General features: G+C 38.2%; 18 protein-coding genes. 4 read left to right on the top strand and 14 right to left on the bottom strand.

The window, feature by feature from the left end:
- Positions 1-60 precede the first annotated feature (60 nt).
- Together DVJ99_RS00220 and DVJ99_RS00215 are read right to left on the bottom strand one after the other, a co-directional pair.
- Positions 61-369, bottom strand: a complete 309-nt coding sequence (locus DVJ99_RS00220; protein WP_114602684.1) for a putative quinol monooxygenase — start codon at positions 367-369, stop codon at positions 61-63.
- 214 nt (positions 370-583) lie between these two features.
- On the bottom strand, positions 584-1,858 hold the full coding sequence (locus tag DVJ99_RS00215; RefSeq protein WP_114602683.1) for a pyruvate MFS transporter: 1,275 nt from the start codon (positions 1,856-1,858) through the stop codon (positions 584-586).
- A 410-nt stretch (positions 1,859-2,268) separates the two neighbouring features.
- Between DVJ99_RS00215 and uptA the strand changes: the two genes are divergently transcribed.
- Positions 2,269-2,883, top strand: coding sequence for an undecaprenyl phosphate transporter UptA (uptA, locus tag DVJ99_RS00210; RefSeq protein ID WP_114602682.1), 615 nt, complete (start codon positions 2,269-2,271; stop codon positions 2,881-2,883).
- Positions 2,884-2,936: 53 nt separating this feature from the next.
- Here the strand turns inward: uptA and DVJ99_RS00205 are convergent, their stop codons facing one another.
- Complete coding sequence (locus DVJ99_RS00205) at positions 2,937-3,599, bottom strand: ABC-2 transporter permease (protein WP_114602681.1); 663 nt, start codon at positions 3,597-3,599, stop codon at positions 2,937-2,939.
- Positions 3,596-4,453, bottom strand: a complete 858-nt coding sequence (locus DVJ99_RS00200) for an ABC transporter ATP-binding protein (RefSeq protein ID WP_114602680.1) — start codon at positions 4,451-4,453, stop codon at positions 3,596-3,598. The genes DVJ99_RS00205 and DVJ99_RS00200 overlap by 4 nt, the downstream gene beginning before the upstream one ends.
- 221 nt (positions 4,454-4,674) lie before the next feature.
- On the opposite strand from DVJ99_RS00200, the gene DVJ99_RS00195 reads away from it, so the two are divergent.
- Positions 4,675-6,627, top strand: coding sequence for a fructose-1,6-bisphosphatase (locus DVJ99_RS00195; protein WP_114602679.1), 1,953 nt, complete (start codon positions 4,675-4,677; stop codon positions 6,625-6,627).
- A gap of 80 nt (positions 6,628-6,707) precedes the next feature.
- Here DVJ99_RS00195 and DVJ99_RS00190 read toward each other — a convergent pair whose 3' ends face one another.
- Positions 6,708-9,677 carry a glycoside hydrolase family 2 TIM barrel-domain containing protein gene (locus DVJ99_RS00190; RefSeq protein WP_205527042.1) on the bottom strand — a complete coding sequence of 990 codons (2,970 nt, stop codon included), beginning with the start codon at positions 9,675-9,677 and terminating at the stop codon, positions 6,708-6,710.
- Between the two features lie 94 nt (positions 9,678-9,771).
- Here DVJ99_RS00190 and DVJ99_RS00185 point away from each other — a divergent pair, with 94 nt between their 5' ends.
- Positions 9,772-10,614: an AraC family transcriptional regulator gene (locus DVJ99_RS00185; protein WP_105993093.1), complete on the top strand. Its 843-nt coding sequence runs from the start codon at positions 9,772-9,774 to the stop codon at positions 10,612-10,614.
- Between the two features lie 66 nt (positions 10,615-10,680).
- Here DVJ99_RS00185 and melB read toward each other — a convergent pair whose 3' ends face one another.
- From melB to DVJ99_RS00165, 4 genes are all read right to left on the bottom strand, one after another.
- Complete coding sequence (gene melB / locus DVJ99_RS00180; protein ID WP_114602677.1) at positions 10,681-12,078, bottom strand: melibiose:sodium transporter MelB; 1,398 nt, start codon at positions 12,076-12,078, stop codon at positions 10,681-10,683.
- 237 nt (positions 12,079-12,315) lie between these two features.
- Positions 12,316-14,379: a heavy metal translocating P-type ATPase gene (locus DVJ99_RS00175; RefSeq protein ID WP_114602676.1), complete on the bottom strand. Its 2,064-nt coding sequence runs from the start codon at positions 14,377-14,379 to the stop codon at positions 12,316-12,318.
- 103 nt (positions 14,380-14,482) lie between these two features.
- On the bottom strand, positions 14,483-15,376 hold the full coding sequence (locus DVJ99_RS00170; protein WP_114602675.1) for a VOC family protein: 894 nt from the start codon (positions 15,374-15,376) through the stop codon (positions 14,483-14,485).
- 149 nt (positions 15,377-15,525) lie between these two features.
- Positions 15,526-16,599, bottom strand: coding sequence for a metal ABC transporter solute-binding protein, Zn/Mn family (locus tag DVJ99_RS00165; protein ID WP_205527041.1), 1,074 nt, complete (start codon positions 16,597-16,599; stop codon positions 15,526-15,528).
- A gap of 344 nt (positions 16,600-16,943) precedes the next feature.
- Between DVJ99_RS00165 and DVJ99_RS00160 the strand changes: the two genes are divergently transcribed.
- Entirely contained in the window at positions 16,944-17,225 is a 282-nt protein-coding gene (locus DVJ99_RS00160) for a GNAT family N-acetyltransferase (RefSeq protein WP_114602674.1), read from the top strand.
- 71 nt (positions 17,226-17,296) lie between these two features.
- On the opposite strand, the gene DVJ99_RS00155 is transcribed toward DVJ99_RS00160, so the two are convergent.
- The 5 genes from DVJ99_RS00155 to DVJ99_RS00135 form a co-directional block, all read right to left on the bottom strand.
- Complete coding sequence (locus tag DVJ99_RS00155; protein ID WP_114602673.1) at positions 17,297-19,078, bottom strand: ABC transporter ATP-binding protein; 1,782 nt, start codon at positions 19,076-19,078, stop codon at positions 17,297-17,299.
- The gene (locus DVJ99_RS00150; RefSeq protein WP_114602672.1) at positions 19,062-20,858 is read right to left on the bottom strand and encodes an ABC transporter ATP-binding protein; all 1,797 of its coding nucleotides are present in this window, start codon (positions 20,856-20,858) and stop codon (positions 19,062-19,064) included. Before DVJ99_RS00150 ends, DVJ99_RS00155 begins: the two co-directional genes overlap by 17 nt.
- Before the next feature lie 41 nt (positions 20,859-20,899).
- Positions 20,900-21,898: a D-2-hydroxyacid dehydrogenase gene (locus tag DVJ99_RS00145; protein ID WP_114602671.1), complete on the bottom strand. Its 999-nt coding sequence runs from the start codon at positions 21,896-21,898 to the stop codon at positions 20,900-20,902.
- A gap of 166 nt (positions 21,899-22,064) precedes the next feature.
- Positions 22,065-22,736, bottom strand: coding sequence for an NAD(P)H-dependent oxidoreductase (locus DVJ99_RS00140; protein ID WP_114602670.1), 672 nt, complete (start codon positions 22,734-22,736; stop codon positions 22,065-22,067).
- Positions 22,737-22,814: 78 nt separating this feature from the next.
- Positions 22,815-23,345, bottom strand: coding sequence for an NAD(P)H-dependent oxidoreductase (locus DVJ99_RS00135; RefSeq protein WP_114602669.1), 531 nt, complete (start codon positions 23,343-23,345; stop codon positions 22,815-22,817).
- Positions 23,346-23,371: the final 26 nt, after the last annotated feature.

Genomic DNA, 23,371 nt, shown 5'->3' with positions numbered 1-23,371 from the left:
ACATCGTATCTTTCCTTTATTAATCTCTATTATAGCATTAAAGATGCAGGCTGCCTTGCATTACGCTTCATTTTCTGACAATGCTTCCGCATCATCGAACACTGTAATTTTCGGTTCATCTAAACATAACTGTACAACTTCTTTCCAATATACTTGGAAATGATCTGACTTTTTATGGTTTTCGAAACCTTCTTCGCAACTCCATTGCTCAATAATCGCAAAGGAATTAGGAATATTCGCATTTTCATAATGCTCATAACTATGGTTGGATGCTTCTGCTTGCGAAGCTGCGACAAGCTGCCCCATCAGCTCTAAGTATCTGTCGTAATTCATGTCGCTTACTTTTGTATTAACAATAACTGTAATCATATTTCTATACCTCTCTATAATTATATAAAATCAACATGTTACATTTTCCCCAAAAATGTACCTATCAACCATACATAACATAATTGCATCTATTATCAAACGCAAAGTGAATGCATACAAACAGGCCATGTTCTATAAGCAAGCCCCTTACACTGACCTATAATAACATGACCTTATTGACTAAATCTTGTATAAAGCTTATGTTTTTGTCAAATTACAATTTTGATTTATCGACCACAAGCGGTTCATCCGGTTTAACAAAGAACCACATAAATACAGCAACTGCAATTAAAATCAATAATGACTGCAATGTCCAAGTCCAGCCGATTAATTCTGCTAAAATACCCGCGATTAACGGACTTAACATCGCACCGACATTACCCCATAAGTTCATCCAGCCTGATACTGTACCTGAGAAGTTGCGTCCGATATCTGCAGCAGCTGCCCAGCTCATTCCTGTTGCGATACCCATACCGCTTAAGCATACAGCTAACCAAGCAATGTTGACTTCTAAGACTTCACTGCGGATCGCAAACAATAAACCGATACCGAAAACTACTAAACCGATAATCGCAATCGTACCGCGTGCCACAAAACGTGATTTGCCTGATTGTAAAATTTTATCTGAAATCGCACCTGCTGCCATGATACAAATAAACATTGCTAACCATGGTACACCGGCTAAAATACCTAAAGCTGTGTATTTCACGTGATATTGTTCCATTACATACGTTGGCAGCCAAATTAAGAATAAACCAACGATAAATTGTACAACAAAGTACTGAATCGCAATTGCATAGAAACTGAAATGTTTAAAGAAAGCACTCCAAGGTGCAGATTGTTTGTCACCTGTATCTACTACATCACGGCCCTCCATGATATAGCGTTTTTCTGCTTCATTGACCATTTTATGCTGCTCTGGCAAGTCTTTCGCGATAATTACCCATAATAACGCAATTACAAAACCTACCGCACCAAAGATATAAAAGACTGCTTGCCAATTAAACATGCTGACAATCCATACTGTCACAATCGGCGCAATTACCGGACCGAAATATGAACCGGCTAATAATGCACTCGATGCACGTCCTTTTTCGTTACGTGTAAACCAATAAGAGTTAAACACTGCATTTGATGGATACATCGGCGCTTCCCCAACTCCGAATAAGAAACGGACTGTATATAATAAACCGTGGTTCTTCACAAGACCAGTTAAGATCGTGAAGGCACTCCACCAAATCAAAGCAAGCGTCAACATTTTACGCGGACCGAATTTCTCCGCTAAAATCCCCGATGGAACTTGCATGATGGCATAACCCGCTGAGAAGAATGTTGCCAATAGACCAAATTGAGCCTTCGTCATATGTAAATCTTCCATCATAGGTGCCGCAATCAACGAGATGTTAGATCTGTCCATATAAGCAATAACCCCGATAATAAAGAATGCAAAAGCGAAGAACCAACGTACGTTACTCTTTCTTTCACTCATAGATATCCCAACTTTCTGTAATAAAGATACATTAGGTCATCATATGACCTAAGTTATTCTAGTAAATATTACCACTAATTGAAACCGTTAACAATAACTTTTTTACAAAAATATGAACGTTAAGCATTACACAATATTATTACGAACAGATATATACCCATAATCCTAAGTCTTATCACACTTGTCTTTTATCCGAATTCTGCACTCGGCATTAGATTTTTTAAAAATATATTTTAGATATGCATGCAATGAAATAATCTATCCTTTAACTTTTTTACTATAGGAATATCTAATTGGATGTTATTCGTTTCTATTTTTAGTACAATGAAGATTAGACACATTAAAACACAATCGTATATACACTACATATTCAATCGATATATAAAACTAAAGGAGCACTGCTATTTACCATGGAACAACTACTGACAGACTTTATCTCGCGCTTTGGGTATATTGCGATCTTCATTTTGATTCTTTCAGAGAACATTCTCCCCTTCGTGCCTTCAGAGATCGTTTTAACTTTTGCAGGTGTTTTAGCTGCTAAATCACACATTTCTATTTGGATGCTGCTGATTATTGCGACTGTTGCCTCATTCATCGGCTTATTAGTCCTTTACTATATCTGCAGCCTTGTCAACGAACAAAAACTATACCGTTTTGTCGATAAATACGGTAAATGGATTAAACTCAAAGGCAAAGATGTCGAACGTGCTAATGCATGGTTTAAAAAATACGGACCGATTGCAGTCTTTATCTGCCGCTTCGTTCCAGTCTTGCGTGTATTGATCACAATTCCTGCCGGCGTCAACAAAATGAACATCGTTACATTTGCGACACTTTCATTAATCGGTACAACCATTTGGAACTTCGGTCTGATCTACTTAGGCAAATCACTCAGTGATAACTGGCACGATATTTTAAACGTCATGCATACCTACTCATACATTATGTATGCCATCATCGCAATTGCACTTATCATCTTTGTATATCGCTATATTGCGAAAAGAAGACAAAGCCAGCATTAAGATTAAAGGAGCACGCCAACTGATAACTCAGTCAACGTGCTCCTTTATTTTACTTAAAAGTTTTGTTTATTGAATTTATGCACCGCAAACAAATAGCCTCCGAGTGCAATAAGGAAAGAAAAGATTAAGAATAAGAAAGTTCGGCTGATTTCAAATGCGGCGTGATGCATAGCTGCTTCTCCAGTTCCATAAATCATACCGCCGATTAATAATGTAACGACATTAAAGGCAATATAAATCACAACAAGAAGTACAGTAATGACCATCTGAATCAGATTGGACTTATCTGATCCTACCGCATAAGTAAACGGGTACAACAGCGAAAGCAAAAAGCTGAAGGATATACCTATTAAAAGTGCTGCAATAACTTGTGTCAGATTATTCATGCCTATCATTAAACGTACCGCAAAGATTACTAATGCGACTACTAAACCAAGACCTACTGTAATGAAGTAATACGCATAATGCCCTAGTACAATTTGTTTGCGGGTTACTGGCATGGTAATGGCGTACTTATACCAATTCGCTGCAGCTTCATTTTTCAAATTATCTGTCGGTGCAGTTACCGTAAAAGCGATAATAATGATTGCCACAAAGTTAGCGGAATCTTCATTCCCCAAAACGGTAAAAAAGATGCCTGCTAATAAAGCAATAATCAGATATAAAATCAGCATATTTTTTGTAACATAATATTGACTATAAATCATGCCTTTCATCGGTACTCACCTCTCAAAATAATTTTGTTGACCTCATCAATGTGCTGAATCGGTTGGAGAGGCAATTGTGTTGTCCGTGCATTATGGATGACAACCGCTTCAATTTCCCCTAAATGTTCTTTTGCGGCTAAAACATCATCATATTCTAACTTATCAAACTCAGCTTGATCACATTTTACAATACTATAATGTTCAAATAAGTCTTTCTTCTCTATTTTCGCAAAGATTTCCCCGTTTTTGATAAAAATCAAATGTGTCGCTAATCGTTCGATGTCTTCCGCAATATGCGATGTCAAAAGCACACCGTGCTGTTGCTGATGAACGAACTTTTCGATTTCTTCTTGAATCTCATCTCGACTAGCCGCATCTAATCCCGCTGTCGCTTCATCAAGGATTAACAACTTCGTCTCATGCGACAAAGCAGCTGCCATAATCAGCTTCATCGACATACCTCTTGAAAAATCTTTAACCAGTTGCCCTGCCGGCAATTCAAATTGTTTAATCAAATTGAAGAAGTAATTGCTGTCCCAGTTTTGATACAGTGCTTGAAATACTTTCTCCAATTTTAAAATAGTCATCTTCTTTGGAAAGTTCATCGCATCAAAGACAACGCCTATGTCATTTTTATAGGCTGTATCTTTGGGCGTCACTTGTTTGCCGAAGAAATTGATCTGACCGCTGTCGACAGTATAACTGCCTGTAATCATACGAATTAATGTAGATTTGCCTGAACCATTTTTACCAATCAGCGCAACGATTTCCCCTGCATTCACTTCAAATGAAACATCGTTGATAAAGAAACGGCTGTCGGTAAATTGTTTTGTCAAATTCTGAACTGAAAGTAATGTTGTCATAGTACCTCCTATGTATACTTTATTCATTTTTTATCTTAACATAATTGATTAAAGCCTCCTTGTTTTTTTAAACTGATTTTAAAAATTGCTTTACAATAGCCATATTTTCTTCATGGATTCTATCTTTTTTTTCATCTTTTCAGTCGCGACCATTGAAAAATATTTAAAAAAGTACAATAATCAAATGTAAGCGCTATTATTATTGAGTCCAGGAGGAAAAAATGATTACCAACGAACGTGAACTTAAACATAAATATTTTGACTTGCTTGCGGAGAAATTCAATCACGAAGAACAACTTGCATCTGAGATTATCAGCCTTGAATCTATCTTAGAATTACCAAAAGGCACAGAACACTTTGTCAGCGACTTGCATGGCGAATTCGATTCATTCCAGCATGTATTGCGCAATGGTTCTGGAAATGTCCGCACCAAAGTAAATGATATCTTCAAAGACAAATTGTCTAATCAAGAAATCAGCGACTTTACTGCTTTGATTTACTACCCTGAAGAAAAACTGAAAATGGTGAAAAGCAGCTTTGATACCAAAGAACCTTTAAATCGTTGGTATGAAAAACGTATTGACCAAATGATTCAAATGGTTCAATATTCCGCTTCTAAATATACACGCTCTAAACTGCGCAAAGCCTTGCCTAAAAAGTTTGTGTATATCATTGAAGAATTACTTTATAAAACCAATGAACTCGAAAACAAAACACCTTATTACAATACATTGATGAATCAAATCATCGAAACACAACAAGCTGATGATTTGATTATCGGTCTTTCATATACGATTCAACGTTTAGTTGTAGACCATCTGCACGTTGTCGGAGATATTTACGACCGTGGTCCTGAACCAGAGAAAATCGTAGAAACATTAATCAACTATCACTCTGTAGATATTCAATGGGGCAACCATGATGCGATTTGGATCGGTGCTTATGCAGGTTCACGTGTATGTTTAGCAAACATCTTGCGTATTTGTGCACGTTACGACAACTTGAATATTGTGGAAGATGCCTATGGTATCAACTTAAGACCGCTATTAAACTTAGCTGAGAAATATTATGGCGACAATCCTGCCTTTCGTCCTAAATTACGTTCTGATTCTAACTTATCAGAACAAGAGCAGCTTCAAATCACGAAAATCCATCAAGCGATTGCGATGATTCAATTTAAATTAGAAATGCCGATTATCAAACGCCGCCCATCATTTGAAATGGAAGAACGTCTGGTATTAGAACATGTCGACTATGATAATTTGACTTACACATTGCATGGTCAAACACATGAACTGACAGATACATGTTTCGTGACAGTAGATCCGAAAGACCCAGCGCAATTATTGCCGGAAGAACAAGAAGTCATTGATAAATTATTAATCTCTGTACAAGAATCTGAGAAATTAAAACGCCATATGACTTTCTTAATGGATAAAGGTTCTTTATACCTGCCATACAACGGCAACTTATTAATCCACGGCTGCATTCCAATTGATGAGAACGGTAAAATGGAAGGTATGGAAATCAACGGCGAATTTTATTCAGGACGTCAACTGTTAGACCAATTTGAAGCATATATGCGTAAAGCATTCAGAAACAAAGACGTAACAGATGACTTAGCTACTGACTTAGTATGGTATTTATGGACTGGGAAATATTCATCCCTCTTCGGCAAACGTGCAATGACTACATTCGAACGTTACTTTATTAAAGATAAAGCAACACATAAAGAAGAGAAAAATCCATACTATTCATTACGAGAAGACCCAGAAGTTGTCGGCAAATTGCTTAAAGACTTCGACTTAGACCCTGAACAAGGCCATATCATTAACGGCCACACACCAGTCAAAGAAATCGACGGCGAAGATCCGATTAAAGCTGACGGCAAAATGATTGTCATTGACGGCGGCTTCTCTAAGGTATACCAATCAACAACAGGTATTGCTGGTTATACATTATTGTACAATTCGTATGGCATGCAGCTGGTTGCACATCAGCACTTCAATACGAAAGAAAATGTATTGCGCTATGGTGCAGATGAGCTTTCCACAAAACGTTTAGTGGACAAAGAATTAAAACGTAAACGCATCCGCGACACAAATACAGGTCAATTGATCAAAGAAGAAATCAGCAACCTGAAAGAATTGATGTACCACCGTTATACAGAATAATGATTAGAAAATGAAAAAGCATCAGAAGGTATTGTTATCGCCTTCTGATGCTTTATTATTTTGATAAGCTTTTACAGCTTTTAGTTGAAACTGATTGTAAATGCAAGGTCGTAATGGTCTGCATTCAAACGGTAACGTTCTGGCAATTCAGGTCCGCAGCTGTTTGTGCCGATACCGCTTTGTGCTGCATCAATATTGATAAATGTATAACCTTCTGATACTAATTGATCAGCATGTTCTACTTCAGTCAGCTGTTGATCTGAATATGGTTTTGCGTTGAAGCTGAACGGAGTTGCTGCGTTGAATGTCAGTTGCGACACGTTGTTTTCAACTTTAACAAACGTCGTATTATTATGGCTGCCGTCTTCTTGCGGACGAATATGCGGCCAGAAGTTCTCTTTCACACTTGAGACGAAGTAACCTAAGTGGCTAGCCAGCTGTTTATCGCTGTAGCTGCTGAAAGGTCCTTGTCCGTAATAAGCCAAACGCTCGAAATCTTTTGCAAGTTTGAACTCTAAACCGATACGCGGCAAGAACGGCATACGCGGATTTTTATCCAAACGCAGTGCTGCATCAATGTTGCCGTCATTTTGTACTTGCCATGTTAACGTACCTTCTAAAATTTTCGGCACACGGTGATTCACAATACTAATATCAAATCGGATACTTACAGCTTTTTCGCTCTTCACAATATTATAATCATACACACGTGTATAAGCATGCTGGTAACCCATTTCTTCCCAATCTGGACGTACATAAATATCATTGTCTGTAGGTGCACGCCAAATACTGACAGCGGTAGGTTCATGAAGCAGAATACTGTCATCTGCTTTAGCGAATGTCAGTGCAGCTGTTGTTGTATCAAATACAAACTGTGTTTGGTCGCCGATGACTTCAATTGTGTGTGCTGTGTCATCCACATTGACTTTCAAATCAGAAGCTGCGTCAAATCCGCCTGGTACAAATTGCAAACGCTCTGCAACTACTTGGTCATGACCGACTACAGTTTGATCTGCTGTACGCACATACTCTACTAATACATCGCTTAATTGATTTAATACTTTTGCATCTGCAATTTGTGTCAAATCAATTGTTGTTTCTGTATGCGGTTTGAAATCTTCTAACACTACTTGTTCTTCATAGATTTCGCCTGTTGTTGTTGTGAAAGTAAAGCCTAATGCAACAACTTCTTCAGCATTGATGAAATCTAAACGGTTATAGAATGTCAGTTGATGGTTGCGGTGTTTCGTTAAAATCACCGGACGATTCACTTGCTGGAATTCATAATAACCTTCATGCGGTGTTCTGTCAGGACTTACAATACCGTCCACACAGAAGTTGCCGTCATGCAGTACTTCGCCGAAGTCGCCGCCGTAACGATAAACCGGTGTGTTTGCATCTGTTTCGCTGATATCAATCGCATGATCGCACCATTCCCAAACAAAGGCACCGATAAAGCTTGGATAGTCTTCTAACAATTGATGATACTCTGCTAAACCGCCTGGAGAGTTCCCCATTGCATGTGCATATTCACATAAGATGAATGGCTGTTTCACTTTCTTATTCTCTAAATAACGTTCTTTGATTTCTTCTGGAGATGGATACATACGGCTGATCATATCTAATTTAGAGAAGTCTTCTCCGCCTTTTGCATAAAAGGCACTCTCATAATGAATCGGACGTGTCGCATCTAAATCTTTAGCTAATTTCGCTGCTTTTTCGATATTCACACCATAACCTGATTCATTGCCTAAAGACCACATAATGACAGATGAGAAGTTGCGCAATTGCACAATAGATGCTTCGATTCTATCTAAAATCGGCGCTTCATATTGCGGGTCATCTGCGATAATGTTAAAGTCTTTCGTATTTTCATCACCATAGAATAAAACAACACCGTGTGTTTCTAAGTCCGCTTCACTCATCACATAGAAGCCGTATTCATCTGCGAGTTCATAGAAGCGCGGTGCTTTAGGATAATGTGCTGTACGAATCGCGTTGAAGTTCGCATGTTTCATTAATGTTAAATCTTCATGCATTTGTGCTTCTGTTAATACATAACCTGTTTGAGGGTTGCTGTCATGATAGTTTGCACCGCGTAATTTAACAGATTTGCCGTTAATCCACAGCTGCTGCTTCTTAATTTCAACTTCTCTCAATCCGACTTGTTGTGTAATGATTTCATCCTCTGTTTTAATAACGAGCTGATAAAGATAAGGTGTTTCTGCACTCCAATACTGTGCATGCTCTACATTGATAACGATGTCGCCTTTTCGATTGCTTTTGACATCTTCAGCTACCAATGCACCTTCAGCATCATACAGCGATGCTGTGTAGTTCGGCTTGCCATGTGTATCTGTCACATTTAAATGCACTTGGCCTGTTTGTTTTCTTGTTTTTATTTTCGTTTGAATCACAAAGTCTTCAATACGATTATTTGGACGTTCTACAATATAAACATCTCTGAAAATACCTGAATGGCGGAACATATCTTGGTCTTCAAAATATGTACCATCTGAATATTTCACAACTAAGACTTCGATGTTATTCTTGCCTTCTTCGACAAATTCAGTCACATCAAAGCGAGAAGCACTGTGCGAAACTTGGCTGTAACCGACAAACTTGTCATTAATCCAAACATAATATGCACTGCTTACCCCTTCAAAGTTTAGGACAAATTGATTGTCTTTGTCATAAACTGAATCAATATTGAAAGTACGTTCATAATAGCCGCAAGGATTCTCTTTTGGTACGTAAGGCGGATCAAACGGAATCGGATATTTTATGTTTACATATTGTGTTTGATCGAAGCCATGCAAGTTCCAAACAGATGGCACCGGCAATGTTTGTGCAGCTTTTGTTCGGCTGGATTCAAAGTCTTCAATACTTTCGAAGAATCCGAAATTCCAATCTCCTGTTAAATTTGTCACAACTTTGTTTTCAGTTGTATTATCAGCGGATGGTTTATTTTGTTTTGGTATAAAGTATGCTGCATATGGCAATGTATTCACATGTAATTTATCTAAGTTATAGTGTAAATCTAAAGTCAATTGAGACCCTCCTAAAATATTTCTAAAATTCCATATTTTTCTCAAATGCAAATGGTATAATGGCTTTATCATATAAGAAAGAGAGTTGAAATATGTGCAAGTCTTCTGGACGAAATTTAAAAAACTGAGTTATGAAGCTCAAGTCGATGAATGCGGCATGGAAAAATTATATGCAGGCAACGGCTTTGAGTACACCGTCACCAAACCAGCTGTACTCCATATTGTCACTCAAGGCAGAGGTACGTTCATCGTTGATGGTTCAACTTATTATTTAAAAGAAGGAGATATCTTCTTACTCCTAAAAGGCATGGAAGTAAAATACTATTCTTCCGGTAAAATCCCATGGCATTATATGTGGGTCGGTTTCAGCGGATCGCATGCGCTCAATTACCTGAACCGTTCTACTTTAGCAGATGATTATGTCGATCAAAATCATGACACATCTGACTTGTTTAAACTCATTTTCAGAATCTGTGTCCTCGCTAACAGCATCATCACAGAAGAATCTCATGATATCCTGCTTAATCAGCACTTGCTAGAGCTGTTGTACTTGCTTACGCAGCGTTATCCTAAAGCAATCGAAGTACCCGAACAACTCGCATCGCAAGATTTAAAAGTCGCATTAGAATATTTCAACAATAACTTCAAAAGTCAGCAGACGACTGTAGATCAAGCAGCGAAACTCGCTAATGTCAGCCGCAGCAAATTATTCAAACTCTTTACTAAACACTTCGGCGTTTCGCCAAGCAAATATCTTAAAGAATTGCGAATGGGCTATGCTACACATGAGCTGACCTTTACCAACAAGCCGATTTATGAAATCGCTTCGGAATTGGATTATGCACAATCTGTCCCATTCACCAAAGCATTTACTGCGCATTTCAATCTCTCTCCTTCTGCCTACCGTGCAGAGAAATTAAATCATAAAAATTCATAAAACCATGCAAAAGCAGTGACCTGATTAATGTATTAATCCATGCGCACTGCTTTTGTTTATGGCTTTTTATAATTCGCGATGAATCGGTTCGCGTCCTTCTCTTTTACGTTTGTATTCTAACGTTTGTTCAATGTCTTTCAAGAAGTCGCCTTTTAGGTTGAAGGCTTTATGATAGAGAATACTGCAAATAATGATAAAGAAGATAGGTACACCGATCATACCGATTCTGATACCCCAAATCGTATCTGTTGTTTGTTCTACGTTTGGTACATAACCGATCATTGAAAGTCCGACACCCACACTTAAACCTGCAAAGGCTTGTGCTAATTTCACTAAGAATGTTTGTGTAGATGTGATGACACTCTCGTTACGCTGACCGAATTTTACTTCACTGTAATCAATAACGTCCGCAAGTGCAACTGTGTTGATTCCGACTAGTGTACCTGTACCAAAGCGGATACAAGCACCTCCGATAATGACCCAAATCGCCGCATGCGGTGCGATGAATCCAGCTGCTAAAATTACTACAAGGCCGATGATGATTCCGAATACCGCATAGTTGAAGACTGCACTGCGTCCGAATTTCTTAACAAGGTATGGGAAGATGAGCAATGAACCCATTTCCATTAAAATCATTGTGTTGAAAACTGAGAATAAGCTTTCTACACCCGCTACATATTTAAAGTAATACAAGATAATACCGTTAATCATTTGACCGCATAAGTTGAATGCTAAAATCACGCCGATAATCGCAAGCAGCTCTTTATTTTTGAATAAAATACGCCAAATGTCTTTAAAACGGATTTTGATTGCGTTCTGTCTTTCGATTTCTGTATCTTCATGTACGCAGAAGACTGTAATTCCGATAGTGATCAAGAATGTAATACTGCAAATAATCGCAAGTGCGAAAATACCTGCACCTTTGAAAGGTTCGCCTAACCAGCCATCAAGTTTATGGATAAACATTAATCCGAAGCTACCGATTACAAATGCCGCAAAGCTTGCGAAGAAACGCGGTACAACTGCGACTTCTTCACGTTCACGCGGGTTGTTCGTCAAGTTCGGCAGCCATGACCAATATGGAATATCCATGATTGTATACGTCATACCCCAAAGAATATAAATGATTGAAATATAGATATACATCCCGTTGCCAGGAAAGTTGAAGTTCGTAAATAACAACACTGTGATAACTGCGTTAATTAATGTTCCGATAACCAGCCATGTTTTGAACTTACCGAAACGGTTGTGTGTATTATCAACTACCATTCCCATGATCGGGTCGTTAATTGCATCCCAAATACGTGCAGCGAAGAATAATACGCCGACAAACGCTGGAGACAATCCGACAATATCTGTGATGTAAAACATCAAGAACAGGCTGACAATATTGAAGATTGCGTCTTTTCCGACTGTACCAAAACCAAATGCATACTTTTCAAACTTAGTTAATTTTCTTTCCAACCTTTTCACCTCTATCTAAAGACTGTTATTTCTTAAGCTGTTTTCTCGATATCGTTAAACTTTTACTATACATGTAAACGTTATCATTTTATCTGATACAAAAGAATATCCAAATCGTTCTTTTTGTTATCCAAATGTTTCCAGTTATGTATTTTTTGGTTGTTTTTGAACACTTTTTCATTAAAAAAACACCGCTTCCTTAAGAAACGGTGCAATTGATAGTATCAACATGACTTATTATTCTTTTTTAACTTTTAACATCATCGCATTCACTGCGACAATAACTGTACTTAATGACATTAATACAGCACCGACTGCAGGTGAAAGCATAATACCCATAAAGGCTAAAACACCTGCGGCAAGCGGTACTGCAATAATATTATAACCAGCACCCCACCATAAGTTTTGGACCATTTTACGCATAGTTGCCTTTGATAATTGAATGAAATACAGCATATCCATCGGATTGCTTTTCACTAAAATAATATCCGCAGAATCAATAGCGACATCTGTACCTGCGCCAATGGCTACACCAATATCTGCACGTACCAGACTCGGCGCATCATTAATACCGTCGCCGACCATCATGACCATTTGATTATCTTCTTGATAACGTTGAATAATGGATTCTTTATCCTCCGGCATTAACTGTGCATACACCTCATCAATACCGATTTGTTGTGCGACAGTATGCGCTGCTTGTTCATTATCCCCCGTAAGCATAACTACTTTAATGCCAGCATCATGCAAGGCTTTCACCATATCTTTAGAGCTTGCTTTGATTTGATCGCCTTGTGCGACAATACCTGTCACTTTGTCATCAATGATTAAATAGCTGACAGATTGACCTTCTCTTGCCAATCGATCGAAAGCTTCTTGGTCATACTCCAATTGATGAGACTGCAAATAAGATACACTGACGACTTTAAGGTGATGATGGTTCATTTCACCTTCCAAGCCGACACCTGGCAAGTTATGCACATTTTCAGCTTCAGGTATGTCCAAGTCTAAATCAGCTGCTTTATTCAATATTCCTTCGGCAAGCGGATGATTAGAAGATTGTTCAATCGCCGCAAAATAAGCCAAGACTTGTTCATCCGAATAATTTTCACTCAAGCTTTGATAATGATTCACCGCAAAGTTGCCTTCAGTTAATGTGCCTGTTTTATCCATCATGACAACATCCAGATGTTTCACTTTCTCTACCGCTTCTCGATGTTTAATCATGACACCATGGCTTGCGCCTAAAGATGTTGAACGTGCCACAACGAGTGGAATAGCTAATCCTAACGCATGCGGACAAGCAATTATCAATACAGTGACAAGACGTTCTAATGCAAAGTCCACACTGTGTGTAAGCATCAGCCAAACTACAAATGCGATAAATCCGACAATCACCGCAAAGTAGAATAAATAACCTGCGACTTTGTCCGAAAGCAATTCTGCTTTAGATTGGTCTTTTTGTGCATCGCTGATCAGTGTCATCACTTGGTTAATATAACTTGATTCTCCGACAGCAGTGACTTCTGCTTCTATCGTGCCTGAACCATTCATTGCGCCGCCGATGACTTTATCATCCGGCCCTTTTTCCACTTGTTTCGCTTCACCTGTAACCAGCGATTCATCAACGCTTGTTTTGCCTTTTTTGATAATACCGTCTGCAGGTATGTTTGAACCTGCTTGTACTTCAATGACATCACCAGTTTTCAAATCCTGCACAGGTACTTCTTTACGTTCGCCTTGTGCATCTATCACAATTGCTGTGCTCGGCAATAGGGCTGCCATTTTTTCTAATGCGTTGCCGGCATTGCCGACTGCTTTCATTTCAACCCAATGCCCTAAAAGCATAATTACAATCAGTGTCGCTAGTTCCCAGAAGAAATCCATAACATGTGCTTCAGCATGCACGATATGATTCATCGCAAATGCGTAAAGACTATAAAAATAAGCAACCGAAATCCCTAATGCTATGAGCGTCATCATTCCAGGTTTCTTTTGTTTCAATTCATCTCTCGCACCGCTTAAGAACGGCTGACCGCCATAGATAAACAAAGCAGTCGCTAATATAAGTACCAGCCATTCAGAATATGGAAATGTAAATTGAAACGGAAGCTTAATTCCCATCATCGGCGATAAGAAAATAATCGGTATCGCCATAATCAATGACACAAAAAATTTCTTTTTAAAGTCACCATGATGATGCATGTGATGCATACCGCCGCTGTCATGATGATGGTGATCATGATGTTGATGTTCATCATGCGGCATTTTATGTTCATGGTGTGTTGAATGTTGGGCCATTGACGTCACTCCTTTCTAGTTACATTATCAATATACCCCTTATAGGTATATTTAATCATAAAAAAAGTGCACAATGCCCTGAGACATTGCACACACTTGTCATTTATAGTTCTAACGGTTTAAGGTTTTGTGTTAATTCTTCACGTCTATCTTCGTATTGCGGCGGAATTTGAAGGTGTTCACCCATTGATTCAAATGGTTCATCTACCGCAAAGCCAGGTCCGTCTGTAGCCATTTCAAAGACAATGTCACCTTTTTCTTTAAAGTAAATTGCTTTGAAGTAATGACGGTCTTTAACTTCTGTTACGAAATAACCGTTGTCTTCCATGTGTTTTTGCCAATCTAAATGTTCTTCCTCTGTTGGGATAGACCATGCCACATGGTGGACTGTACCGACACCGAATAAGCCTTTAGGTAATGGTTGTGCCGCCATGATGATTTGATGTTTTTCTTCGCCTGTTGTTTCCAAATGGATTTTAGAAGGATTTTCACTAACTACATTCAAGCCCATATCATCTACTAAAGTACTGCGTGTACCTTGCGGATCAGAAGATAATAATTCTGTACCATGGAAGCCTAAAATTGCATTGTCTTCAGCTTCTTCTTCGCCTTCTACTAACGCAAGTGCTAAACCGTGCACATCTTTAAATTCTAATGTCGCATCGTCAAAGAGACCTGAAATTTTAGTTTCGATTCCTTTATCATTCAAATGTTTTTCCCATGCATCCATTGAACCTTTTGGAATTCTGAATGCAATACGGCCGACTTGTCCGCTGCCGACACGGCCTCTGTGCTGATTCGGCCAGTTGAAGAATGTCATAACCATACGTTTATCTTCATCTTGTCTTGAGAAATAAAGGTGATAAACACCCGGGTCATCAAAGTTCACTGTTTGTTTAATTAATTGCAATCCTAATACATCGCGGTAAAAATCTAAATTTTCTTGTGCATCCCCTACAATTGCGGAAATGTGATGAATACGTTTAATATTTTCCATAAACGAAAAACCTCCTCTATTCAGTATAATTATTATACTTACTTTGTTAATGCTATTATAGCACAAGTATAATTTTTATACCACTATTTTGTTTTAAAAAAATACGCACTTCCGATTTAACCGGAAATGCGTAGATTAAACGTTATCGATTAGCTGTCTAAAGCTTTTTTAAGAGACTCGATATTTTTCTTCATCAATGATTGATAAGTAATATCTTTGTCTTTCGCTTCATCTTTAGTTAATACAGATAAGTTGTGGAATGGTAATGGTTTAGTGTTTGTTTCTTTTCTGATGATGTCAGTGACTTTAGAACTGATGTTTTGTTCATATAATACATATGGTTGTTTTTCTTTCTTGATGTCAGAAACAAGTGCCATTAATTCTTTTTGAGATGGCTCATCGTTATTCATACCGTTAATACCTTCTTGTTCGAAGTCATAACGTTTCGCTAAGTAAGCTAATGAATCATGAGAGATAATAACTTTGTCGCGTTTTTTGTTTTTAGAAACGTCTTTTAATTCTTTATCTACATCATCGATGTCGCCAACTAATTTTTTATAGTTTTTCTCGTAGTAATCTTTATGATCAGGGTCTTTTTTAACAAATGCGTCTTTGATTTCTTTCGCAAATGTTTTGTCCGCTACTGGATCTAACCAAATATGAGGATCATATTTGCCGTGGTGGTGATGGTGTTCGCCGTGTTCTTCGTGTTCACCATGTTCTTCATGATCACCGTGCTCTTCATGGTCGCCATGTTCATGATCGCCATGTTCTTCGTGTTCACCGTGTTCGTGCTCATGTTCATGTTCTTCGCCTGGAAGAATTGCGCCTTTGTCTAAGCCTTTAGTTAATTCAAGAACGTTGTCTTTGTTTTTAACTGTTTTCGCAATTTTACCTGCTGCTGGGTCCATTTCTTTGTTTGTATAAATGAATAAGTCGCCTTTAGAAATGTTCATGACTTCTTTTTGTGTCGGCTCAAAGCTATGTAAGTCTGAACCTGGCGGGTAAATTGATTTCACATCTGCGTATTTACCACCGATTTGATCCGCAAAACTTTGGAATGCGAATACTGTAGTATTAACTTTCAACTTGTTGTCTTCACTGACTTTTGCGTCTTTGCTGCCTTTATTGCCGCTATCTTTGCTGTCGCTGCCTGAGTTGCCGCAAGCTGCTAAAGCTACAGTTAAGACAAGTGCGAGTAATGAATAAATTACTTTTTTCATCTTAAAAAGGTCCCTCCAAATCGTAATCATTATGGTTTAAACTATACCCCTAAATACAGGTAAATGCAATGGTATTCTACAAATCTTTTAGATTTCCAGAATTCTGAAATTTTTATTGCTGTAATTTATAACAAACCTACTAGCCCGTTCACGATTCATATAACCTATAAAGCAAAAAGTATTCTAATTAAAAAGGAATCAACTGTTTATTATAATTGTATTTAAGAAAGCGTTTTCATTAAAGAAATGATAAATTTTGTGTAATACCCTTGTTTCTTCCCCTTCTTATTGTGTACCATTTAGGTAGGAGTTTGACTTAAAAAATAAATAAAGAGGGGTTAACTATGACAGATATGAAACAGGGCGACCATAAATTCTTTATGGGGGAAGAAAGTGCACCAAGTGCCATTATCGAATTCAGAGAGGAAACAGATAATGTCATTGATATTTTCCACACTGCAGTCAGTGATGAATTAGGAGGCCAAGGTATTGGGACGAAATTGGTTGAACAAGTTGTAGACTATGCCAATGAAAACCATCTTAAAATTACTGCCAGCTGCTCATTTGCACGACGTGTAATCGACAAATTCCCTGAGTTCAAACAATTCTTAGCTGGAAAAGAATAAGCATACATATATGTAGAAGCACCTAAGGTCGTCTGACCCTAGGTGCTTTGCGATTTTTATAACCTTTTCAATCAACCGTTTTGAAGCAAGAACATATTATAATAGATTCCTTTTTGCGCAAGCAATGATTCATGGTTACCGCGTTCAACAATCTCTCCGCGATTCAACACTAAGATTTGATCAGCATCTTGAATCGTTGAAAGCCGATGCGCAATCGCAAGTGTAGTACGTCCTTTTCGCATCTCTTTCAATGAATTTTGAATTTGTTCTTCTGTTTCAGAATCAATAAACGCAGTGGCTTCATCTAAAATTAAAATTTTAGGATCAATCGCCATCGTTCTCGCAAACGCAATTAATTGTCTTTCACCGCTTGAAAAGGCACTGCCCTTTTCAATCACTTTATGTTCATAAGTATCAGGCAATTGTTCAATAAAACGATCTGCATGCACAAACTGTGCGGCTGCTTTTGCTTGTTCATATGTCATCGTCGGATGATATAAACGGATATTCGATAAAATAGTGCCGTAAAAGATAAACGGATCTTGCAATACCAACCCTACTTTATGTTTCAGTTCTGTTTTCGGCAATGTCTTAATTGAATGTCCATCTACTAAAATATCCCCTTGATAAAATTCATAGAAACGCATGAACAAATTGATAATCGTACTTTTACCTGATCCTGTATGACCGACGAGTGCTACAGTTTCACCTGGATTTGCGGTAAAGGAAATGTGTTTAAGTACATTATGTTCGCCATCATAACTGAAAGTTACATCTTTAAATTCTATTTTGCCTTGTGTAATCGTATTATCTTTGGATTCAAGCTGCTCTGGCTCTAATGTATCATTATCTAACAATGCAAAGACACGATTCGCCGCTACTAAAGCTTGCTGGAAAATATTTAAATTCTGACTGACTTGGTTAATCGGTTCAAAGAAGCGCTGCATGTACTGTACAAAGGCATAAACAATCCCTGCAGTTACTGTAGATGAGAAGCTTAATAATCCGAAATAACTTAATATCATCACAGTCGCAAAAATACTCAGCATCCCTATAGCAGGACGCAGCAATAAACCATCTAAGCGAATCGTCTTCAAATTGTATTGATAATACGATTCATTGATCTCAGAGAATTCCTTTTGAAGCCGTGCTTCTTGGTTGAATACTTGAATCATGCGAATGCCTTCTATTGATTCAGCAAGTTTCGCATTCAAATCAGACAACCGCTGTCTCGCTTGTGCAAAAAGCAATGAAGCATATTTACGATACAAGCTTAAAATCAAAATAATAATCGGCATGAAACATAGTGCCATGAAAGCTAAACGTACATCTAGTATAAACATCATGATAAAGCTTGAAATCACTGTAAACAATGCGGTTAAGAATGTCGCAAAGACCCCGACAAACATATTGACAATGGCCTCTGTATCGTTCGTTAAACGTGATACAATACTGCCGCTAGGTACTTCATCAAAGTACTTCATTCCCAGTTTGCCGATTTTCTCAAATGCGTCGATACGCAGTTGCTGAATAATCTTAAAAGCAAAGTTTTGGAACATATAAATATTAATATACGTTGTGACGGCACCGATTAATTCAACACTAATAAACAGCACAATCAGCCAAGTGATTTCATGTTGCGGAAAGTGTCTCGGTGTTAAATAATCATCGATAAACACTTTTACTAAATACGGCGTTAGAACACTTGCGGCAGTAGAAATACCAAGCATTAAAAACGCGGCCGCAATCAGCCATTTAAACGGAATCGTATAACGCATTAAACGAACTAACGTCCGCCATTGGTCGCTTGCGCTAAGTTGATGGTCAGTGTGTGCTTTATGTTGTTTCGCCATGAGGATCATCTCCTTCCTCACGTGCAGCTTGATCTAAATCTTTTGTCAGCTGCTCGCGCAATTGCTGCGATTGGTAGGTTTGATAATACCAGCCTTGATTGTGCATCAGTTGTTCATGTGTACCTTGTTCTGCGACTGTACCGTCTTCCATAACAATGATTAAATCTGCATGACTGACTGCACTCATACGGTGTGCAGTAATAATATTCGTTTTGCCTTTTCTGTCATGATGCATATTGCTTAAGATTTGTTCTTCTGTCGCAGCATCTACTGCAGATAAAGAATCGTCAAAGATAAGTACAGGAGGATTATTAATTACCGCACGTGCAATAGAAACACGCTGTTTTTGACCGCCTGATAAAGATACACCGCGTTCTCCGACAATCGTGTCATACCCTTTAGGGAAGTGGATAATATCTTGATGAATGTCACTGAGTTCAGCTGCTTGTTTCACTTGCTGGTCTGACACATCAGGCTGTGCAAAAGCAATATTTTCACGAATCGTAGTAGAAAATAAAAAGTTATCTTGCGGTACATAACCGAACATGGCACGCAAATGCTTGATTTCATAATCCCTTAGAGGTCTTTCGCCATAAGTAATATCTTCTGGTCTTTGTGTATCAAACTCTCTTACCAGCAGGCGCAGCAATGTGCTTTTACCTGAACTTGTGCGACCGACAATCCCAACTGTCATGCCTTCTTCAATCGTAAAGCAGACATTTTTCAATGCAGGCTGCTCTGCATCTGGGAAAGTAAAGGATTCGATTTGGTAACGAATGGTTCCAGAAGGATAGCCTTCTATCTTGTAAGACAAATCTATTTCGTTTTCTGCATCTAAAATATCGCTGATACGTTCATAAGAAGCATGTCCTCTTTGGATGACATTAAAGAAGAATCCCAGAGCCAGCAACGGCCATACCAGCATACCCAGATAAGTGGTTGTCGTGATTAATTGTCCTAATGTAATGGTGTTATTGAAAATCATAAAAGAACCAAAGACAAGCGCTAAGAAATAACTGGTACCGATAACCAGCATAATCGTCGGATCAAATAATGCATCGATTTGAGCTACCTTTAAGTTCTTTTTCACTACGTCATCGCTGATACGTTTGAAATCTTTTTGGTCGCTTTTTTCATAGCCCATTGTTTTAGTTACTTTTATACCCGCAATACTTTCTTGTGTCTTATCATTCAGCCGGCTGAATGCTGCTTGTGCTTTCTTAAACCCTTTACTCATCAATCTGCCGTAATAACTGGATAATATGACGAGTACAGGCAATGGCAGCATCACAATCAATGTCAGCTTCCAATTGATTGTAATGGCCATAGTTACTAAGATAGAAGTTCCTGTAATCATTGAGTCCCCTATCATTAATACACCAGGTCCGGCAGTGCCTTGTATCGCATTAATATCATTCGTCGCATGGGCCATCAAATCGCCTGTTCTTCGGCGTTGAAAGAATGACGGACTCATCGATGTATACTTTTCATAAAGACGATTGCGTAAAATTCTGCCTAGTTTGTTGCTGGTACCGAAAATCAGCACACGCCATGTATAACGCAATATGTAAATCATGACAGCCGCACCTGCAAGCAGCAGCATATACATTAATAACTGGCGCCCGGTTAAACGTTCTGATGCGATAGCATCTATCGTTTTACCGATAATTTGAGGCGGAATTAATGAAATCAGTGCAATACCAAGCAAGACAATCAAACCGAAAAGGTATTTGAATTTCTCTTGTTTGAAAAACCAGCTCAACTTCATAAACACTTTCATAATGAACGTTCCCCCTTTCTGAAAATTGGTTCACGTACTTGTTAATTTACTCTATGCTGTGCATCTCCTGTATTCAATACTTCCATCGTACTATTCAATCCGCCTTCCGCAAGATTTTTCACAGCTTCATTCGTGAAGAACGCAATGTGCGGAGAAGCTAACACATCGTCGCGTCGGATTAATTCCAATAAATTTTCATCTTCGATTGTTTGTTCAGAAAAGTCTCTGCGATAATAATGTGCTTCATTTTCATACGTATCAATCACAGCACCTGATACTTTATTGCTGTTTAATGCATTAAGCAATGCCTCAGTCTCTACAACAGTACCGCGTGCCGCATTAACTAAAATGACACCATCTTTTAATTGCTCAAATACAGCTTCATCAAACAAATGATATGTCTCTTTATTGCCCGGTACATGGAGCGAAACGATATCCGCTTCTGAAATTGCCTCAACTAAAGTGTCTTTGTAGTCTACAATATTTTCAAGTTCAGGATTTCTGACTGGATCATAACCGACAATCTTGCATCCAAAACCATGGAATAATCGAGCAGTAACACTGCCGATACGTCCAATACCTACTACAGCAACCGTTAAATCTTTAACCGGACGCGAAATTAATGGTTGATCCCATACAAAGTTATGCTGCTGCATACGCTGTTGAATCAAAGGCACTTGTCTGACAAAATACAATGCCCCTGTTACCGCAAACTCAGCAATCGAACTTGGCGAATAACTCGGTACTGTCGTAATAATCAAATCATGCTTTGCAGCTTCCTCTAAATCATACATATCGAACCCTGCACTGCGCTGTGCAATTTGTTTGATACCGTAACTTGCTAAAATCGGATAGAAGTCCGAATTAAAAGGTCCATTATGAGATAAAGAAAGGCCGTCATATCCTTTCACTGTTGCGATATTTTCTTTTGTCATCGGTCCGCTCTCATAATCAACTTCAATGTTGTCGTGTTTTGCGGCCCAATTTTCAATTGCCGGCACTTCGTAAGGTGCCACGTTAAACATTTTAATTTTAACCATTGTAACGCTCCTTTATGTATTCATTCTATGAAGTGAGAATAAAATAGATTGATAGCTTTAATTATAGCAAATTTGCACCTATAACAAACACAAAATTCTGATAATTTATATTGTATAACTGAACAAAACAAAAGACCTGAGCTGCTTAACCCAGGTCTATAAAATATTATTCAATCCATTCAATAACGTCATCATAAGCTTGACGTGTTTTGCCGCGTTTAGGCTCATCTGCACGATAACCGAATGCGACCATTACTGAAGGCAAGAATTCATCTTCATTCATAATGCCTTCATCAGAAAGCAATTGTGTGACCTCTTTCATACCGAAGCCTTCAATCGGACATGAGTCTACACCTAAGAACGCAGCAACAGACATCATATTGCCTAATGCAATGTAAGTTTGTTTGCTGGCCCAATCCCATAATGAACGTTCGCTTTCATAAAGATTCAAACTGTCATTTTGGAACGCTTCATAACGTTGGTTCATATCGTCTAATATATCATCTGGCACATTTTTAATTTCTTTCATAATGTGTGTTAAGTATTCAGTACCTGGACGTACGTTTTTGCGTGCTAAGATAATCACAAAGTGAGAGGCAGTATCTAATTGGCCTTGTGCACCCCATGAGACTTCTTTTAATTTTTGGCGCAATGTTTCATTTTGAACGACTAGGAAACGCCATGGTTCTGACCCGATAGAACTTGGTGACAGACGTCCTGATTCAATAATTGTGTGGAAATCTTCTGAGCTGATTTTTTTATCTGGGTTGAAACGTTTTGTCGCATGTCTGAAATTGAATGCGTCTAAAATTTGTTCGCGTATCGCTTGTTGTTCCATTAATATTTCGCTCCTTATCATATGTAGTCACCTATAGTATAGTGGAGCCTATCAAGAGACTAAAGGAAACTGCTTAATTTAATACGCTGAGAATTTTTCAAGGAAACGGATATAATCTGCCGTATTTCCAGCTAATTCTGATTTATTATTAATCTTGTCTGTTTCATATATCGCATGAATGTCGAAGAATTTTCCTCCGACTAAATGTACGACACCGATAATCGGCGAACAAATTTCTTCTAACGTAAATCCGATAGCATTATCTTTTTGATAATGCGCTTTCGGCTGTCCGCATGACACTGCTAAAGCGAAACGTTTTCCTTTTAAGCCGTCCGAATCAAAATCAAAGTCTCCTGAATAAACTTGATCGAACCATTCTTGCAAAAGCGGCGGATAGTTCAACCAGAAGACAGGATACTGAAATACTATATGATCATATTGCGCTATGAGATGTTGTTCTTTTTTTACATCAATTTTGCCGTTAGGATACGCTTGATACAAATCATGTACATCCACTAACTCAGAATGCTGTTTTAGTTGTTCCTTCCAAGCTTGATTTACTGTGCTTTCGTTTAAGTTGGGATGTGCAATGATAACGAGTGTTGACATGATATTCATCCTTTCAATGAAATAAA

The organism is Staphylococcus sp. EZ-P03 (assembly GCF_003344575.1).
GTDB classification, from domain to species: Bacteria; Bacillota; Bacilli; order Staphylococcales; family Staphylococcaceae; genus Staphylococcus; species Staphylococcus simulans_B.
Note: the sequence above shows the minus strand (reverse complement) of the source record. Positions and strands in the feature narration are given on the sequence as shown.

Excerpts from the sequence above, each read along its gene's own strand:
- DVJ99_RS00220 (WP_114602684.1), bottom strand. The coding sequence starts at position 369 with ATGATTACAGTTATTGTTAATACAAAAGTAAGCGACATGAATTACGAC.
- DVJ99_RS00150 (WP_114602672.1), bottom strand. The coding sequence starts at position 20,858 with ATGAAAGTGTTTATGAAGTTGAGCTGGTTTTTCAAACAAGAGAAATTC.
- DVJ99_RS00155 (WP_114602673.1), bottom strand. The coding sequence starts at position 19,078 with ATGGCGAAACAACATAAAGCACACACTGACCATCAACTTAGCGCAAGC.
- DVJ99_RS00145 (WP_114602671.1), bottom strand. The coding sequence starts at position 21,898 with ATGGTTAAAATTAAAATGTTTAACGTGGCACCTTACGAAGTGCCGGCA.
- DVJ99_RS00170 (WP_114602675.1), bottom strand. The coding sequence starts at position 15,376 with ATGGAAAATATTAAACGTATTCATCACATTTCCGCAATTGTAGGGGAT.
- DVJ99_RS00205 (WP_114602681.1), bottom strand. The coding sequence starts at position 3,599 with ATGAAAGGCATGATTTATAGTCAATATTATGTTACAAAAAATATGCTG.
- DVJ99_RS00135 (WP_114602669.1), bottom strand. The coding sequence starts at position 23,345 with ATGTCAACACTCGTTATCATTGCACATCCCAACTTAAACGAAAGCACA.
- DVJ99_RS00140 (WP_114602670.1), bottom strand. The coding sequence starts at position 22,736 with ATGGAACAACAAGCGATACGCGAACAAATTTTAGACGCATTCAATTTC.
- DVJ99_RS00175 (WP_114602676.1), bottom strand. The coding sequence starts at position 14,379 with ATGGCCCAACATTCAACACACCATGAACATAAAATGCCGCATGATGAA.
- DVJ99_RS00160 (WP_114602674.1), top strand. The coding sequence starts at position 16,944 with ATGACAGATATGAAACAGGGCGACCATAAATTCTTTATGGGGGAAGAA.
- uptA (WP_114602682.1), top strand. The coding sequence starts at position 2,269 with ATGGAACAACTACTGACAGACTTTATCTCGCGCTTTGGGTATATTGCG.
- DVJ99_RS00215 (WP_114602683.1), bottom strand. The coding sequence starts at position 1,858 with ATGAGTGAAAGAAAGAGTAACGTACGTTGGTTCTTCGCTTTTGCATTC.
- DVJ99_RS00200 (WP_114602680.1), bottom strand. The coding sequence starts at position 4,453 with ATGACAACATTACTTTCAGTTCAGAATTTGACAAAACAATTTACCGAC.
- DVJ99_RS00195 (WP_114602679.1), top strand. The coding sequence starts at position 4,675 with ATGATTACCAACGAACGTGAACTTAAACATAAATATTTTGACTTGCTT.
- DVJ99_RS00165 (WP_205527041.1), bottom strand. The coding sequence starts at position 16,599 with ATGAAAAAAGTAATTTATTCATTACTCGCACTTGTCTTAACTGTAGCT.